General features: G+C 52.9%; 18 protein-coding genes and 4 pseudogenes. 5 read left to right on the forward strand and 17 right to left on the reverse strand.

Annotation, left to right across the window (positions count from 1 at the left end):
- Positions 1 to 11: 11 nt before the first annotated feature.
- Entirely contained in the window at positions 12 to 347 is a 336-nt protein-coding gene (gene tnpB / locus ACR52_RS31415; RefSeq protein ID WP_048730557.1) for an IS66 family insertion sequence element accessory protein TnpB, read from the reverse strand.
- Positions 344 to 676 (reverse strand): IS66-like element accessory protein TnpA, encoded by a 333-nt coding sequence (gene tnpA / locus ACR52_RS25135; RefSeq protein ID WP_048730558.1) that lies wholly within the window; start codon positions 674 to 676, stop codon positions 344 to 346. Before tnpA ends, tnpB begins: the two co-directional genes overlap by 4 nt.
- Positions 677 to 780: 104 nt before the next feature.
- Between tnpA and ACR52_RS25140 the strand changes: the two are divergent.
- Positions 781 to 1111, forward strand: a pseudogene (locus tag ACR52_RS25140) (integrase core domain-containing protein); the annotation flags it as partial.
- Positions 1112 to 1145: 34 nt separating this feature from the next.
- Here the strand turns inward: ACR52_RS25140 and ACR52_RS25145 are convergent.
- From ACR52_RS25145 to ACR52_RS25160, 4 genes and pseudogenes are all read right to left on the reverse strand, one after another.
- The gene (locus ACR52_RS25145) at positions 1146 to 1334 is read right to left on the reverse strand and encodes an AbrB/MazE/SpoVT family DNA-binding domain-containing protein (protein WP_048730559.1); all 189 of its coding nucleotides are present in this window, start codon (positions 1332 to 1334) and stop codon (positions 1146 to 1148) included.
- 156 nt (positions 1335 to 1490) lie between these two features.
- Positions 1491 to 1793 (reverse strand): annotated as a pseudogene (locus ACR52_RS25150) (IS66 family transposase); the annotation flags it as partial.
- An 84-nt stretch (positions 1794 to 1877) separates the two neighbouring features.
- Complete coding sequence (locus ACR52_RS30620) at positions 1878 to 2135, reverse strand: hypothetical protein (RefSeq protein ID WP_152687687.1); 258 nt, start codon at positions 2133 to 2135, stop codon at positions 1878 to 1880.
- Positions 2136 to 2464: 329 nt separating this feature from the next.
- Entirely contained in the window at positions 2465 to 2977 is a 513-nt protein-coding gene (locus ACR52_RS25160; protein ID WP_236692187.1) for a hypothetical protein, read from the reverse strand.
- Positions 2978 to 3076: 99 nt separating this feature from the next.
- On the opposite strand from ACR52_RS25160, the gene ACR52_RS25165 reads away from it, so the two are divergent.
- Positions 3077 to 3367 carry a helix-turn-helix domain-containing protein gene (locus ACR52_RS25165; protein ID WP_048730563.1) on the forward strand — a complete coding sequence of 97 codons (291 nt, stop codon included), beginning with the start codon at positions 3077 to 3079 and terminating at the stop codon, positions 3365 to 3367.
- Here the strand turns inward: ACR52_RS25165 and ACR52_RS29795 are convergent.
- From ACR52_RS29795 to ACR52_RS25180, 4 genes and pseudogenes are all read right to left on the reverse strand, one after another.
- Positions 3305 to 3739 carry a LysR substrate-binding domain-containing protein gene (locus ACR52_RS29795; RefSeq protein WP_082143230.1) on the reverse strand — a complete coding sequence of 145 codons (435 nt, stop codon included), beginning with the start codon at positions 3737 to 3739 and terminating at the stop codon, positions 3305 to 3307. The two genes, ACR52_RS25165 and ACR52_RS29795, sit on opposite strands and share 63 nt — an antisense overlap.
- Before the next feature lie 32 nt (positions 3740 to 3771).
- Positions 3772 to 4706 (reverse strand): annotated as a pseudogene (locus ACR52_RS25170) (ADP-ribosylglycohydrolase family protein).
- A 125-nt stretch (positions 4707 to 4831) separates the two neighbouring features.
- Positions 4832 to 5170 (reverse strand): annotated as a pseudogene (locus tag ACR52_RS31900) (hypothetical protein).
- Between the two features lie 149 nt (positions 5171 to 5319).
- Positions 5320 to 5700: a DUF4354 family protein gene (locus ACR52_RS25180; RefSeq protein WP_048730564.1), complete on the reverse strand. Its 381-nt coding sequence runs from the start codon at positions 5698 to 5700 to the stop codon at positions 5320 to 5322.
- A gap of 448 nt (positions 5701 to 6148) precedes the next feature.
- Here ACR52_RS25180 and ACR52_RS25185 point away from each other — a divergent pair, with 448 nt between their 5' ends.
- Genes ACR52_RS25185 through ACR52_RS30815 form a run of 3 tightly spaced genes read left to right on the forward strand, consistent with a single transcriptional unit; the run spans position 6149 to position 8412 of the window.
- Positions 6149 to 7090 carry a radical SAM protein gene (locus ACR52_RS25185; RefSeq protein WP_152687688.1) on the forward strand — a complete coding sequence of 314 codons (942 nt, stop codon included), beginning with the start codon at positions 6149 to 6151 and terminating at the stop codon, positions 7088 to 7090.
- A gap of 15 nt (positions 7091 to 7105) precedes the next feature.
- The gene (locus ACR52_RS25190) at positions 7106 to 8200 is read left to right on the forward strand and encodes an ATP-grasp domain-containing protein (protein ID WP_048730566.1); all 1095 of its coding nucleotides are present in this window, start codon (positions 7106 to 7108) and stop codon (positions 8198 to 8200) included.
- Entirely contained in the window at positions 8176 to 8412 is a 237-nt protein-coding gene (locus ACR52_RS30815) for a hypothetical protein (protein ID WP_048730568.1), read from the forward strand. Before ACR52_RS25190 ends, ACR52_RS30815 begins: the two co-directional genes overlap by 25 nt.
- Positions 8413 to 8647: 235 nt before the next feature.
- On the opposite strand, the gene ACR52_RS25200 is transcribed toward ACR52_RS30815, so the two are convergent.
- The 7 genes from ACR52_RS25200 to ACR52_RS25230 all read right to left on the reverse strand — a co-directional run bounded on the left by ACR52_RS25200 (position 8648) and on the right by ACR52_RS25230 (position 16086).
- On the reverse strand, positions 8648 to 9931 hold the full coding sequence (locus ACR52_RS25200) for an OmpP1/FadL family transporter (protein ID WP_048730570.1): 1284 nt from the start codon (positions 9929 to 9931) through the stop codon (positions 8648 to 8650).
- Between the two features lie 109 nt (positions 9932 to 10040).
- Complete coding sequence (locus ACR52_RS25205; protein ID WP_048730572.1) at positions 10041 to 10622, reverse strand: hypothetical protein; 582 nt, start codon at positions 10620 to 10622, stop codon at positions 10041 to 10043.
- Positions 10623 to 10777: 155 nt separating this feature from the next.
- Positions 10778 to 11983, reverse strand: a complete 1206-nt coding sequence (locus tag ACR52_RS25210) for an MFS transporter (protein WP_048730574.1) — start codon at positions 11981 to 11983, stop codon at positions 10778 to 10780.
- Positions 11980 to 12696, reverse strand: coding sequence for a 2OG-Fe dioxygenase family protein (locus tag ACR52_RS25215; protein WP_048730577.1), 717 nt, complete (start codon positions 12694 to 12696; stop codon positions 11980 to 11982). The genes ACR52_RS25210 and ACR52_RS25215 overlap by 4 nt, the downstream gene beginning before the upstream one ends.
- Before the next feature lie 4 nt (positions 12697 to 12700).
- A complete protein-coding gene (locus tag ACR52_RS25220) occupies positions 12701 to 14071 on the reverse strand; it encodes an ATP-grasp domain-containing protein (protein ID WP_236692188.1) in 1371 nt (456 codons plus the stop codon).
- A gap of 27 nt (positions 14072 to 14098) precedes the next feature.
- Complete coding sequence (locus tag ACR52_RS25225; RefSeq protein ID WP_048730581.1) at positions 14099 to 15253, reverse strand: KamA family radical SAM protein; 1155 nt, start codon at positions 15251 to 15253, stop codon at positions 14099 to 14101.
- Between the two features lie 203 nt (positions 15254 to 15456).
- Positions 15457 to 16086, reverse strand: coding sequence for a response regulator transcription factor (locus ACR52_RS25230; protein ID WP_048730584.1), 630 nt, complete (start codon positions 16084 to 16086; stop codon positions 15457 to 15459).
- Positions 16087 to 16246 lie beyond the last annotated feature (160 nt).

Consider the following 16246-nt stretch of genomic DNA (forward strand, 5'->3'; position numbering starts at 1 on the left):
TAGCAGACGAGTTAGAGCACCGTGATGGCTCCTCCGGAACCGACGCGTTGCCAAGGTAAACCGAGCACTAAAGCTTGAAGTTGCTCTGCATCCAACTCAACTTCAAAACCGTGCCGCACGCCTGGCCAAAAGAAACGACCTTGATTCAAGCGCCGGGCAGCCAACCAAATCCCCACACCGTCATGCACCAGCACTTTCACACGATTGGCGCGGCGGTTGGCGAACAGATAAGCACAGTGCGGCTTCGCCGCACCGAAGACCGCCACGACTCGCGCCAGAGCGGTTTCAGTGCCGGCCCGCATGTCCATGGGCTCGATGGCGAGCCAGATGGTGTCGATGCGGATCATCGCAGCAGGTCTCGCAGGAAAGCGGAACATGTCGCTGCATTTTCTGCTGGCCAGCTCAGCACGACTACGCCTTTTGAATGAGGCAGTTCGATTCGAATCGTGGCCGGAAGAACTTGAGGGGCCGCTGTCGAAGGCAAGGCCTTGACCGGAATAAAAGCAGTTTGCAGTGCCAGGTTTTTCTGCCCATGCACCCGAATCCATTTATGGACGAGGTTGGCATTGAGGTTGTGGGTCAAGGCGACATTGGCAATTGAGGTGTCAGCCTGCGCACACTCGGCGATGACCTGTGCCTTAAAGGACTTGGAATAGGAACGGCGTTCTTGTGGCATGGGCGTCCGCTTAAAAAGGCTAAAAATGGTGTCCACTTAAATTTAGGTGGACACCATCGCCATTAATTCTGGAGTTCGAAAGGTGTGTTTCCGGAACGCTTACGCGTGGCAGGCCTCAAAGGCTAATGTTTCACTCGGATCAGGGCCCAATATGGCAGCCGTCAGTTTCGCCAACGGCTCTGGCGTTACCGCATGCGCCAAAGCATGAGCCGTCGTGGAAACTGTTGGGATAATGCGCCGATGGAGCGTGTGTTTCGCAGCTTGAAAACTGAATGGATACCAACCGTGGGCTACATGACGGCTCAAGAAGCGCACCGCGACATCAGTCATTACCTGATGCATCGGTACAACTGGATTAGACCGCACCAATTCAACAACGGACTGGCCCCAGCTCAGGCCGAGAAAAAACTTAACGTCGTGTCCGGGATTAGTTGATGACTACACCTTGAGTGTCGGGTCGAAAGCCACCTCAATATTGCGTGTTAATTTCACGGATTGGCTTTAGCACTATCGATCCGTCAGCCAACTCGATGCTCAATGAATCACCTAAACCGACATCCATTGCTGCGAGAACATCCGGTGGGAGATCTATGATGATGTCCCCACTGCTATCGTCAGGATCCTGGCATATCACAGTCGTTGCCAATGAATCATTCATTAGATGCAAGCTCCGTTCTCGACCGAAAATCTAGACTATATCCTGAACACGGCACGTTAAAAATCCGCACCTTCCTCAACCCTGAGCATCCAGCTGTCTTTAGCACCGGCACAGGGATGATCAACAAGCCCGACAGCTATTGGTTGACCGCTATAGATAAACGACCGCCGCCAGATCGGAGAGCTGGCTGGTGGCATAAGCCCAGACATAAGCGCGATGAGTTTTCTTCGCGCCAGGTGTCAGCATTTGTACCGGGGTCTCGTCGGCGTGGACGACGCCATGCGTCAGCACAGCTTCGCGCAGCGCATCAACCAGCGGCTGTAATTTGCCCACCCACTGCACCAAGGTCGAACGGGCGATGGGCAGCCCGGCGCGGCCAAAGATTTTCTCTTGGCGATACAGCGGCAGATGGTCGGCGAACTTAGCCACCATGGCGTGGGCCAGCAGACCCGCCGTCGGTTTGCAGTGCAAGGTTTTTCTGCCCATGCACCCCAATCCATTTATTGACGAGGTTAGCATCAGGAAGGTGTGTTGCCCGGACGGTTACGGAAAATATCTGAATATATCCTGCTGACTATAAATTATAGTCAGCAGGATATATTCAGATATACACCAAATCTGCACGCCTGTTGGTGCGTCGCTAAATGACCCACAAGCCCCAGTAACAATCATCCCGAGCTCAGCATTGGTATGGTCTATGATGTAGTGACTTGGGTCAGTGATGTTTTCAGCATCTGGGTCAATCCTCTCTTGGCGATAATAGCTTCTGCTAGCCACCAGCAAGGCGGCAATGAGGTTCATGTTCGATTCCAAATTGCAAGGCCGCATCAAGAAATCTATGAGCTGCATCATTAGATCTATTTGCCACCATGCGCCGAGCTTCGGCCTCAGATTGAGCTTTTAAAAACCACTTAGAAGTTTTGACTTTACGTCTTCCTTTCATAGGCGCCTCTGGTGAACACAGCGGGGGGGCTTCGTCGTCGCGTTCGTCATAGCCTATCGTCGGCAGCGATGATTAGCCTGAAGGTGCTAAGTTTAAAAGACAGAGGTATCCGCACCCTCCTCCCCCTTATGCTTTTCAAAAAGGTCTCATTTGGAATTGAGCTACGGCACCAATGAAGAGTCAACAGCTACTCAGGGGCATCCTCCGCATCAACTAAATTTACCGCGTTGACCATCCGAGTGATGACGATAGACAACCAAGTTTGATGGGCGGCAAGCTCTGGATCAATTTCACCATTCGCATTGGACGTTTCATAGAGTGATCTCCAGCCCAGTATATCTGCTGGGTCGACCCTTGCGTTGTCTCTGAATACAGCCTTTGAAGCGAGCCGATAGGCGTATGTGTCTAAGCAAGTGTCATCCGCTATCCTTAGCTCTACGCGGCCAAAATCAAACACACTTTCAGCGATCCATCGCTGAGAGCCGTTAAATTCTGGAGGAACTGCCAGCAGGACACCAACGATGGCCTTATCTGAATTGGGCCGATCCATTTCGTTGAACAGGTCGATCAGATTTTGGCCGGAAATACGCTTGATAATCTCTACACCCTGCTCAGGCTGGGAGACGTTCGCCACTGCGACAATAAGCATAGTTGACGGACTTCGCTCATTCCTTGTGGCGGATAACTGACGGACACTCATCTGTACTCCGGCCATAAGAACCTCGCTAAATGAACACTATAGATTGTAGCCCTATAGAGCTCAAGAAGGCTTCATCGTTCCTTTTGTGGATTAAGCAAAATGGAGCTGCGAGAAGCGTTTGCCATTGCGTTGCGCAATACACGGATTCGCCACGGGTTGACCCAAGAAGATTTTGGAATCGTCAGCAGTAGGACATACCTCAGCACCCTGGAGCGAGGGCTCAAGAACGTCACTTTGGAGAAGGCATCGGAGCTTGCTAGCAGAATGGGTGTACATCCGCTGACCCTTCTTCTCGAGAGTTTTTTGCTCCTCGATCGTGATACGGATTTAGACTCGTTGCTTGAACGTATCAGACATGAAAGCCTTTCCTCTCAGGCTCGCAAGTCCTAGATAGAGGCCGGAACAGGCGCTGCGGCATGTGACGCGGATTTTTATAAGGTACGAACTGGACAAGTTGTGGGCCGCATTCCCGGGCTTTGGCTCTGGCGCCAGCATGATGCTCGGCCTGACGCTCATCGGGACTGATATTTTTTTGGTGCCACGGGCGAAGTGCATTTCGCTTGCTTGCCTTGCGCAGCCCGAGAAGTAATGGATGGCCCGGTGGCGAGACAAATCTTGGAGAGTTTGCGGAGTACCGTTTTCTTCGAGATAGGCGACAGACGCACAGGTCACCCAGCGAAACCGGTCGAGTTGGCGCGCAACGAGCTTTGAGTCATCGAGCTCGCGTGTACGAATAACGCAATCGACACGCTCTTGAACCAGATCAACCTGCCGATCACCTCAACTCACAAAAATCACCCATCATTTCCACCAATGCGTACCCCGCCGTCCCCCATCTGCATCAATGCACCTGCAGTGATCTGAATATATTCACGCATCCTTACCGTGCCCAACCAATCACCCGGAATACCTTGCACGCCATAATACGCACCAGCCACCTGCCCGACGATTGCCGCCGTAGTGTCCGCATCATCCCCCAGATTCACCAACATCAGCACCGCCTCGGCAAAGCTTTCTGAATGCTGGAAACACCACAGCGCTGCTTACAACGAAGCGACTGCATAACCTGAGCCTACAATGTCAGCACGTACCTTTCCCGGTAAGTCCCTTGAGCAATCGCTGTTACCTTTGGCTCGATCAAATCGGCGCTATCCACCTTCAGCTCCTGCGTTTTCGCCTCTCCAGGTAAGGCATTGGCGATCACCTTCGAAAGTACCAAACAGCACTCCACCGCCTCTTCAACGGCGTGTGTCGTAAGGGAGCTAGCGGCCGAAAAGGTTCGGATTCGATTGGTATCAGGGAAGTAAAACAGCACGACCGGGGCCAGACGCATGATGGAACCGTTGTCGGCCGAGTAACGGCCCGCCGAGCCGGCGTAGGGGTCGCCGTTTCTTTGAAAATCAGCCAATGCCTGGCGCACCGTCAGACCTATGTCGAAGCACACACCGGTAGAGCTCAAATATCCCGATGTTCACCAGCTTAGATAGCGCTCTATCTGATCGACAGTGTCAAAACTGCGCTTTTCCAGCAAGCTTTCCGCCAAGCAGAGCGCCATGAACGTGTCATCAGTCCATTGGCCAGGCTGAAGATCGAAAGGACATCCACCGGTCATGTCTGTGACAGGAGCAAATGAGCCGCGGGGCATAAACTCAACAGAGGTCCCTACGGCATCACCAAAGGCCAGGCGTAGTAAGCAGCCCCGAAAGCGATCCAGCGCAGAGATAGGCATTTGTGATCAGCTCATAGACATTCTAGGTTGCAGCACTATTCCAGTTCAGCCCTACTCGGTATGTAGGAAGCGACTGACTAGTTCGTGCGACGTGCGAGTCATTGCAACGCAGGGAGACACGACTATCACCTACTGCACTGACTGATCCAGATCACTTCGACAAAGCGATACTTTTTCCTCGCTGCCTTGGCAGCTTCTTGCTCAGCCACGAGGGAACTGAGCGTATCACCCTCATGCACTATTTCGTACATTCTCCCTTCAAACTAATTACCCACTCTGAGCGTCACCCGAAGTCTAGAGGTGAAAACCTATGGAATTATTTGTTTTTCAGACCTTAGACTCGGTATTGCTGAGATTTCCGGAGCAGGATCTTTTCTATATTTATTGGCCGCCGACACGACGGGCTCAGACACACCAAACAATGCCCGGCGCATCTCTTTTTTTTCGGTTATCTCATTCTTTATTATATCACTCGGCAAACATTAAAAAATAGCTTTTGACTGTGAATTAGAGATGCAGTCAATAAAAAGCTTATTCAGCACCTCGAGAAAGTGCAGATTGATGTTCCTCGGGCGAAATACAGAGGTCCATCATTCTGATATCCGAGAATGGCTTATTTGCATACTCCAGAGAGTTTGATCATCAGCGGCTTATGCACGCCGGGATCGACCGATGAGAAAACTGCCATACCTTGGACCGGGGCGCCTACTTTTAATTTTCCGACGGTGAGCACCTCATCCACAGTATTTAATTTGTATTCTTTTCCTTCGGCTCCATAAGCTTTCAAACAGTAGCCCGCCAAATCAAGTTCGCGTCCCTTTAGATTCCCCAGGGAAATTTCAAAACTTTGTGTATAGGCGCTTTTCTCGCCCACGGACATAGTGCCGGCAGATTTCTGTGTCGAGACTACTATTACGTGATCCAGAGATTTTGCATGTGCGGTGAAAGTAATGCAGCTCAGAGTGATCGAAGCAATGATACTTGAAAAATTCATAGCAGGTCCGCTTACCAAATTAAACGTCAATCTTAAACAATCGAGCTCAAAGCCATGCGTGAATTACACGCAACCCACCTATTTTTCAGAGCGCCAAGCTGCCATTCTTTAAAAAGGATGCTCGACTTATAAATGAGCGGAGTTATTTCCATAGCGACACCTTCCGAAGGTAGAGAGGAAAAATTCGCATCACACTACTTAATCGCACTGAATAACTTTGAAATCCTCCTGCGAGGCATAGCAACAGCCTTCGGTCGTATGAAGGCGGCCTTGTAATCGCTATAAGGTCATTGACGAAGCGCGCCATGTCGGACTCACTATGAATAACTCTGAATTCCGCTGAATAGCTGTATCAGAACTATTCTATTGGATGGCACTTTAATGTTTCTCTGATAACAACGTCAGCGTCTGTATGCCCCCTCACTGCCCTCGAAATGGAAGCGTCAAGATGCGCCATCACCAGCAAAAAAATTGCACTTGCGGCTTATCGCGCGTTGATGAAGACCGGGTTGAGCTGACACCTTATTTCGGTTGTCCCTGCCGCTACTGCATCAAGAGAGCCCGCAGTGTGCGCTGCGAGCCTCTATCGATGAGTGAGGAAAACCTCATTACTGCCGTAGAGTACATACGCAACGACACACGCATCACTCAAGCCTCGATCACTGGCGGCGACCCGCTGGTAAAACCAAAACAGCTGTTCGCGTTACTGGAAAACTTGGCGAGCATCCCCCATCTCAATAACATTCGTATCGCAACCAGGCATGCCCTGCTTCAACCAGAATGCATTAATGAAGCATTTATCGAACGCATTGCCAGCTATAACTACGTCGACTATGCCTATCCTCTGCGCTCCACAAGCGTATCTCTGGACGTTGCAATCAACCACGCCAGCGAGCTACAACCGGACGTCATCAGGGCGCTAAATGGCTTCAGCCGTCGGGGCATCAACGCACGTGGTCACGCAGTACTGCTCAAAGGGATCAACGACGATTTCCACAGCCTTAAAAATCTTATCGATCATTTCCTCGCGGTTGGAATCACGCCTTATCACTTAATGCACTGTGCAGACGGCCCAGGTGGCGCACCGCTGCGCACCAGCGTGAAAAAAGGCCACACCCTAATTACCCAATTGATGGCGTTTTCAGGCACCTATGCACTGCCTTATGGGTACGTCACGGCCGTGGGCACGCACTACATCACACCAGGCCAAGTCCTGCGCTACGAAAATATTGGCGGACAGCGTTTTATTCGCGCCCGCTCACCCTATCCAGCCGTGCGCTACAAAACACTTTCCGGTAACTCAAGCCTGCCGCCACTGCACGAAATTGATGCGCAAGGCTACATCGTCTCGCACTACCCAGATGGCAACGACGCCCTTCTCGTCTATTGACCCACTAAGCGCCCTATGAAACCACTCCCTGTTATCGTTATAGAAAACTTGATCATCCGCCTGCCAAACTTACATGCCATTGCCGTCGCGGCCACTCAAGCCGGGTTGACTATGATTGCCATCGTACCTGACACCCTCACCCCTGATGATATAGACGCCTTGCCATTTTGCGCCATCCCCATCCAGGACTGGAGCAGCGCCGGCCTAGAAAAAATGGTGTGCAGCCTGGAACGATACGCAACCGTGGTCGGCATCGGCACCTCTACTGGATTCTTCACGCCCAAAGGGCTATTGGGCGCCCATGTTGCAGAACTTTGCGCACGGCGCGGTTTGCCGCATCCTCCTGTCGACGCGTTGTACCTCGCCAACAACAAGTTCGCCATGCGCCAGCGCCTACGTGAACGCAATGTCTATACCGCACGTTACGCACGCGTTATCGGCGATGCCAGCCTTGTAGTCGCCGCCGAGCATGTGGGCTTCCCACTGATACTGAAACCCGTGGTGGGTTTGGGCTCAAGCTTTATTTCACGTTGTGAGAATATTGCCGACATGCGCCGAGTATTTCGCCATTACCAGAAGCATGCTCGTCATGGTTATTACACTGAATATTTTTGCGCCCACGACATTGGCGACGAACATTTCGAGCCCATGCGCGAGATGCTTGCCGAAGAGGCGATTGATGGCTATGAAATCAGTGTCGAGTGCTTATGCACCGGACATCAAATCCTGCTGCTGGTGATGCACGATAAGTTAGACGTAGAGCAGAGCTCATACTCATCCTATGAAAACCTCTTGGTCAGCCCCCCCGTTCGCCTTACGCTCAACGAACAGCAGCAAATTCTGATCTACACGCGCGTTGTATTGAACACGCTGGGTTTGAGGAATAGTTTCTGTCACGTTGAATTACGATACGACTCCAAAGGCCGTGCCAGCATCATCGAAGTTAATCCACGCGTTGGTGGAGTGCGTGGGCGGGAAAGCCTGCTAGCTTTGCGTGGTGTTGACTTTGCAGCTGTGTACGTTCAGCAGCTGCTGGGCAAACCGTTAGTTTCCCCGAGCCCCCCATGGCGTCCGGGTACCATGCAATGTCTGCGGTGTACCCACGAGTAAGTGGGATTTTAAGGGGGATCCACGGCGTCGAAGCGGCACGCCAACTGCCCGGTGTGCTGAGTGTGAATACCCATATAGCACCCGGTACGTCCATCGGCGGCGACTTTGAGGAGGTGTTTGCAGTGGATGCGTGGTTACGAGCAGATACACCGGCGGCTATCAAGGCGCTGGACCGGAAAGTCAGAGAACTGATCAAGATCGATATTGAATAGTGATACGACATTAAAAACGTGAACGCAAACCAGCCCGGCAATCGCCGGGCTATTTCTCCTTGAGATGTTCAGCGTCACTTGTAACGCGCCCGTTCTCTGGCAATCAGTTCCTCCGCCAGTGCCAAATGCACAGCGGGCTTGACACGTTGAAGCCAGCGGTCTCTACACCGCCCACTCCCATTCACGAAAACGCCCCGCTCTCTTGTGAGAAAGCAGGGCTTAAGACGATGGCGAATCAGAAACGGTAAGTAACCCCCAAGCCGAAACCATTAGCGCTGCTTTCGTACTTGGCCTTGTAGTACTGGCCAAGCGCGTTGGTGCGGTCAACCTTGACTGGCGCTTCCTTGAGATAAGCATAAGCCACATCTACGGTCATGTTCGGCGCAACATTGTAGCCAGCACCGAAACTGAAGATGGTCCGTTCCCCGGTAGGAATACGTGGCGAGCGATCCGTGTTGTTGGTCGGCGACTGGTCAACCGTCAAACCGGTACGCAGCACCCACTGTTTGTTCAGTCGGTAGGAGGTTCCCACGGCATAGGCCCAGGTATCGTGCCAGTTTTGCTCCTCTTTAATGGTACTGAGTAAAGCCTGGGCATACACACCATCGCTGTAAGTAACGCCCTCGTTCTTGACCGTAATGTCTTTCAGGCGACTCCAGCGTGTCCAGGTGGCCCCGGCATAGAGCTTCCAATCGGCATTCACATCTTGCGTCACAGAGAAATCCCAGGACTCTGGCGTGTCAATTTTGAGCGCCGCGTCGTAGCGTCCGCTGCTCAACACTACGTCGGGAACGTTGGCACCTTTAGTGACTTGAGTGTGCCCCTTCAGCTTGTACTTGACCTGCGAATGGTAAGTCAGGCCTACCCGCGTGGTGTCTGTTGCTTGAAGCAACACGCCAGCGTTAAAACCCAAGGCGGTGTCGTCACCTTTGATTTTGATATTGTTGGACGCAAGACTTGGGTTCGGAAGGTTGATATCCGACTCCAGGGTACCGAAAACCCGGTTGATGGTCGGGCCAAAGCCGATAGACACCTTATCGTTGATAGCATAGCTGACGGTTGGCTGGAGCGTGATGACTTTCACCTCGCTCTTGCTGCCGAAAGCTTTGCCCTGGAAGCCTTTTTCATAATCGGCGACCATGCCAAATGGCGCGTAGAGACCAAAGCCGACAGCCCATTGCTCGTTCAGTTTTTGGGTGTAGAAAGCGAAAGGCACGCCGGTAAGCGGCACCATGTTGCCCTTGTTACTGCCACTCGAACTGCCGCTGGCCTGACTGATGTTGCTCGTTGCATCAATAACGGCTAGACCACCGGTTATTTGCTGGCCGTCCAAGCGAACCATGCCGGCGGGGTTGCCATAGACAGTACTGGCATCTTCTGCCGATGAAGATCGTCCGGCAAAACCTGTTCCCATACCACTGATACTTTGTTCATTCAGTGCAAAGCCACTGGCAAATACTTGTGAAGATGCCAGAGTAATAGCCAGACCCAGTGTTTTTTTCAACATTACTTTTTTCATTAATTAAAGCTCCGTGGTGATCACCACAGAGGAAAGTAACAATATTCAAATGTCGGTGTTGTAGGGCAACTTGTAGGAAAAAAATCTGCACAAGCTAGTTTCGTCCTTGTCAGATTTCCCCGGGCAACACTTGGTTACGTACCCAGCGAATAAGGGCAACGAAACGTTCGCAGTAAGGCCCAAGGTCTTGTGCCCAGTTTTTTGTGAGCGTCACGGACTGGTGTGCATGTACCCAACCTTTACCTACGTTGACGACGTCACTAAGCAGGGGCCTTATCAGCAGCGGCAAAGTGCTCGTCAGTGAGTCCAAATGCTCAAGCGGATTGACGTCGGGTGGTGATAAACCCGATGCTGTTGAAGCTTCTCGGGCAGATAGATAAACCCCGGCGTAAGCCAGCGTTTCGCGCAGTTGATCCAGAAGGCCGGGCCGCCCCTCGACAGACTCGGTCAGCCGATGAAACGAAGCGAAGTGTTGCGTTACAGCACTTTGCTCCGATGCGTCATTGAGAATGTCCTTGGCGTTGTCCTCGACGCCCAAACGTGTCTTCAGTGCAACAGTGCGCTCGCGAAGACGCTTGAGTATGCCTTCATTGTCAGAATTGAGGCTTAGACGGGTTTCACGGTCGATTAACTGTAACAATCGACTTAATGCACCTTCCTGCTGTGACAAACGCTGCAGACGGCCCGGCAATTGTTCAGGCTCATTGAGGCCCACAACTTTCTAGTCAAAGACGAAGTGCTCCCAACGTCTCACATACTCACGTTCGTAAAGACTCGACACTTCGGCACGCACGTAGTGCGCATCTTGCTGACGAGCCGCTCCCATAACCGAGGCAGCTCACGCAACTAAGCTCGCCTTCTCATCCATAGCGCCATGATGACCAGCGCGGTTAAAGGCAAGCCATGGAATAAAATTATCACTTGGGCCGGAGTCCAGGCTAAATAGAACGGCCCAGCCACCAGCATCCCCACGCCGAAGCCCGCCATCTGAATCAGCGTCAATAGGCTGAACAGCGGCAAACGCAGACTATCAGGCTCGCTTTGCGCACGAGAGATCAGTGCCACCTCGGATAACCCATCCCCCAACCCAGCCCACACTACCAGCAGCAGTGCCAGCCATAGCTCGGTTTGCTGAAAGGTAAGGACAAAACCGCTGGACATCAGCGCCACGCCGAGCATGAACAAACGCTCCATGCCGTGGGTGCTACGGCCTCTCAATATGACGCTGGCCAGTCGCGCCCCAACGAACTTGCCACAAGCCCAGACCGCCAGCAGATAGCCCATGACCGTTTTCGCGGTGTCAGGCGAAATCAGCTGGGACAGTACCGGCCAGCCGACGTTATGCGCCGCGCTGCCGAGGGTGTCGAGCATGCTGATCAGCAACATGGCGGCCAGCACCGGCGCGCCACGTAGCCCCTTGGTCAACTCCTGCCATTCGGCGGCGAGCCCGCGATGGGCGGCAACGGTTGAGCGGTACAGCGCGCGCAAGGGCAAAACCAGGCAAGCAGCGATCACATAAGTACCGATGTTGGCGGCAAACACCGCTTCAAATCCTCCCGTGGCGATCAGCAGGCCGGAGAGCAAACTGCCGAAAACCGCACCGGTGGCCGCCGCCGAGGTGATCCAAGCATTAGTATTCACCCGTTGTTCTGGCGCGACCCAGGTGGGCAATTGGCTATTGAGGCCGATGGCGAACAGCGAATTGCACAGTCCGATACCAAAGGCGATAAAAGGCAACAGGTTAAGTTGATGGGCCGGTATCAGCACCAACAACGGCATCAGTAACAACGCCCTCGCCAAGTCCAGCCCAGCCAAGGTGCCACGGCCGGCGAAGCGGCGAAAAAAGGGGATGCCAAACAGGCTGGCAACAATTCCGCCGGTGACCCGGCACGCCAGGAAAATGCTGACAAACACCACGCTTTGACTAAGCCAGTACACATAGGTGGAGAGCGCTACCAGGTTGAGGAATGCACCGAAATCCGAAACACCGCGGGCAAAGATGATCAGGCGTGCGTTGCGGATCGATAGGTACAACTGTCGATCATCGCTCATGTCGGCTGCGCCTCTTCGACCCTACGTAGACTGACCAGCAGTACATCGCGCCAGGCGGGCCCGGTGTCTACCAGCGGTCGCACGTCACCGGCGCGGTGGTAGTAAGCACGATCATTGATCACGATGGTTTCGAGAAACTGCTCCATTGCCACGTTGAGCATGCAGCGTTGCTCCGTCTCGTCGGCAAACACCTGCGATACCACCGGCACTGTATTGCGCTCGCCTATAAAGTGCATGAACACCCAATCCAAACCGTCCTGATGAATCCCTGAGGTCGTCGGGCTGCTCGACTGCCCATCCGCCCGTACCCGGAACTGGTGAATATCAATCGTGCAGGCTTGATCGCCAAGATTCGGTGCAATCACCGCAAGGTCGGTGGCCAACAACTTCCGCATGAGTGGATGCTCGATGAAGCCCTCCTCGCAATAGCTTAGGTAGTTCACGCCCTGGCGGTAATCAACGGCATAGGTGACCGTCGATTTGAACGCGGCATCCCTGTCGATCTGTAACTGGCAGCACGGCGACAAGCGATAGCGCAAAATGCGCCGCTCGCGATGGGTGTAAGCCCTGAACGCCTCGTCGCGCACCAGATTGTTCCAGTAAGCGCGAAAGCTTTGCTCGTCGCCGGGCTGAGCGTCGATCAACTCGTGAAAGTCTCGGCGATGGCAGTACTGATGCTCGCGCAGGTGTGCTGAAATCTGTGAGATGTCCATAGCGCTATCCTGCGTCCGGCATATCGATGATCACGCGTAAGTGTTGTTTTATCGCATCATGCAAGGCATGGGCGTCTTCGGCATCACCAACCTTGGCCCAGCATTTGAGCAAGTAGTGTTCCTCGATATCTGCGTCGATATAGACGCCGGCGTCTTGCTGGGCATATTCGAGCACATGCTGGTTTTCATCCAGATAGCCCGTGCCTTCAATACCCTTGAAGTGACCACTGTGATCCGGATAGATCGCCAACATTGCGTAACGTTGCCGGGCGTCGGCGACCTTTTGCACAGCGGCACCCAGTTGCACATCTATCCCCTGCTCGCCCAGCAGTAGCGAGAGATACACCTGGTAAGGGTTGATTGCCGCAATGTCAAGGAATGCCGCGTTGACATAAAGGCCACCCAAGCGCGGGTTGATCTCAATGGCCACAGGCCCCGCCTCAGTCATCCGGAACTCGAAATGCACCACGGCGTTGGTCAACCCTGTAGCGTTCAAGCAGTCAACGGCATACTGGCGGATCTGTGCGCACTGAGCCTGGTTGAACGACGTCGGCGGAGAAATGAGCAAGTTCTCGAGGACCGTGCCGCTGCGCTCGGTCAGCAGCAATTTTTCATTGATCAGCAGCGGGTAGACCCGTTCGCCCGCAATCACACATTCCACACTGCCTTCGATGCCGGGAATATAGCCTTCCAGCAGGATGCTGCGCCCAGGCACATAGTCACGCCGCAGCCCATCCTCAGACGGCAGGGCGTGCGCGCAGCCGTAGAAGTCCGCATAAGCCGCGGCGCCATGATCACTTACAAAATGCGCGTAGTGGCTGCATAGCTCCGCCCAGTTAGAACACTTCTTGATAAACGCCGAGGCACCGCCAAAGGGAGGTTTGGCGATCAGTGGATAGCCTACCTGCGCGGCACCTTGCTGGAGTTCCTGTTCGTTGTTGCACAGCGCGGACGGCACCGAACGCAGCCCATGCTGTTCCAACACACCGCGCATCAGGAACTTGTTATTGCACACTGCAATCGCTTCTGGGCGGCTGTACACCAGACCGAGTTGCTTGCAGACCCGCGCGACTATACAACCCACCTCACCTTGAGCAGACGGATGACCTGCCTGGCAGAAGATCGCGCGCACGTTGTATCGCCCATCCAGTTCACCGATTAACTCAAGAATGGCCGTTTCACTGAGCGTTTCCAGCAAGAACACTTGATCACTGTCATCACACAGCCGTTGCAAGTGACGACGTTCCAATAATCCGGCCGTCAAACATTTCAACCCTTGCTCACGGGCGACGGCAAAGTGTGGTTCACGGTAGCGGTAACGAGTAGAAGCACTGTCATCGATATCAATAAAAAGAATAGCGTCTTGGTTCATCATGGGTCCTGCCTCACTCCGTAAGTCCGTTCAGGCGTCATGCCAACTGCACCATTGATTTTCCCAGTTACGAAAGCAGTAGTAGCGCTGCCCGTCGCGGACTTCGAAGTGCGGCAGTTCTTCAGGCTTTTCAAAATCCAGCAGCGGGACGGTGAACTTTCCTTGTGCGTGCGGCAGCACATATTCGGGCATTGCGATGTTGGAGACCCGTCGCTTGAGACGTTCCATGATGGCGATGGCATGGCTGATAGAAGCCTTATACTCGGATGAGCCGGGTGAGAACGGCATGAAGTGGTACAAGTAATACGGTTTTACACCCAAGCGATAAAGATCGATGAACAGCTTATGCAACGTGGTTTCATCATCATTGACACCCCGCAACAATGGCATATTGGAGAAGACAATCGGCACCACACTCTGGATACGTTTAACCGCCGCGGCAAAATCGTCGCTGAGTTCCAGCGGGTGGCACACATGTACGCCGAAGGCATTAACCTTGTACTTCTCCAGCATCGCGATCAACGCATCGGTGACGCGAAAGGGGTTGAAGCTCAAGGCACGTGAATGAATACGGATCAACAGGTCGTCACTGATCGAGCGTAACGCTGCCAGGTTCTCTTCCAATCGGCGGTCAGCCAGCATCAGCGGGTCACCACCGCTGAGGATGACCTCTTCAATGGCCGGGTTGTTGCGTACGTACTCCACCGAGTCTAGGAACGAGTTGGTGTTGGCATTGGCCTTTTCGGTATCGACCTGCAAGGTACGCAGGGCTTCGAAGCAGAACTGACAATACGCGTTGCAGGTGTTGGTCATCCGCAAAATGACGCGGTTATCGTACTTGTGCTGGCAGATGGGGGTTTTCATCTCATGATGCAACTCCCAGTTCTCCGACGTGCCGTCGTAGTCACCCGGCACATTGTTATTCCAGTAAGGCACGACCTGTCGCCACAGTGGATGGTCCGTCACCTGACCGCTATCGAGCGAACGCATAATCAAATCAATATAGTACGGCGTAATTTGCATCTTGCGATCTTGCAAGTTGCGCTCAATATGAGCGGTCACCTCTTCACTCCAACCGCCGCAAGCCTTGCGAAGCGAGAGCTCATCGCGCACGGCATTTTTCTGCTGCCAACGCCAATCAGTCCACTGAATCGAACGATGGGATATCTGATCCAAAATCGACATTTTCTCTGAAGTCTCTATAAGTGGCGCGTGTGCAGGGAGAGGTGGGATGAAAATGGACAGTTACGTCGAACCTGTAATACTCATGAGTTCAACTTGCGCCTCCGCAAGGTCAACGCTAAACTAACGCGCAGGCTGTCACTAATCATAAGTTGTGTAAAAAACAGGACGGGGTTGATACCACTGTCGAAATTTCGTAAAGCAACCTAGTCCGCGAAGCCGTTACGCTTGGCAACTTCGAACAAATGAACCAGAGAAAAGACATTGAGCTTTTCCAGTAGCCGTACCTTGTAGGTGCTAATCGTCTTGTTACTCAGCTGCAAATGGTTGGCTATCTCCTTATTACTCATCCCTCGCACAAGCAGCTCAAATGTCATTAACTCGCGGTTGGAAAGCGTATTGATAAGTAGGGCCTCATTGGCGAAACTGTCACTGACCGCAGGCAGTCGATCAATGCCATGAGGCACATAAGCCCCGCCTTTCATTAACAGGTTGACGGTCCTTTGCAACTCTTCAACCGTGCACGTTTTTGACAAAAACGCCGACGCGCGCGCCGCACGGCAACGGTTGTAATAATGGCGCGCCGAACAGGATGTCAGCACCAGGATTTCAATGCTCTTATCGAAGCTGTAAACCTTCTGCATCACCTCTAACCCCCCGATACCGGAGAGCTGGATGTCCAAAATCACTAAATCAGGTTTATGCTCACATACTAAGTCAAGGCCGTCGGTACCATTACTAGCCTCTGCTACCCAGGCGAAGTCGTCCTGACTTAAAATGGATTTAATAGCCGCTCGCACGAGCGGTTGTCCATCAATAACAATGACTTTAAACATCAGTACCCCAGCGTTTCAGATCAGATAAACTACAGAAAACTTACTATCTAGCAATCCTACACACGCGGGCGCCGTTAATTAACTAAAACACTAATCGATTGAAGAAATTAACAAGTTATCACGCTCCTTCATTGTGCACCCAGAACCGTCAAAGCCGCAC

Origin of the sequence: Pseudomonas fildesensis (assembly GCF_001050345.1) — a bacterium.
In the GTDB taxonomy this organism is placed as follows: Bacteria; Pseudomonadota; Gammaproteobacteria; order Pseudomonadales; family Pseudomonadaceae; genus Aquipseudomonas; species Aquipseudomonas fildesensis.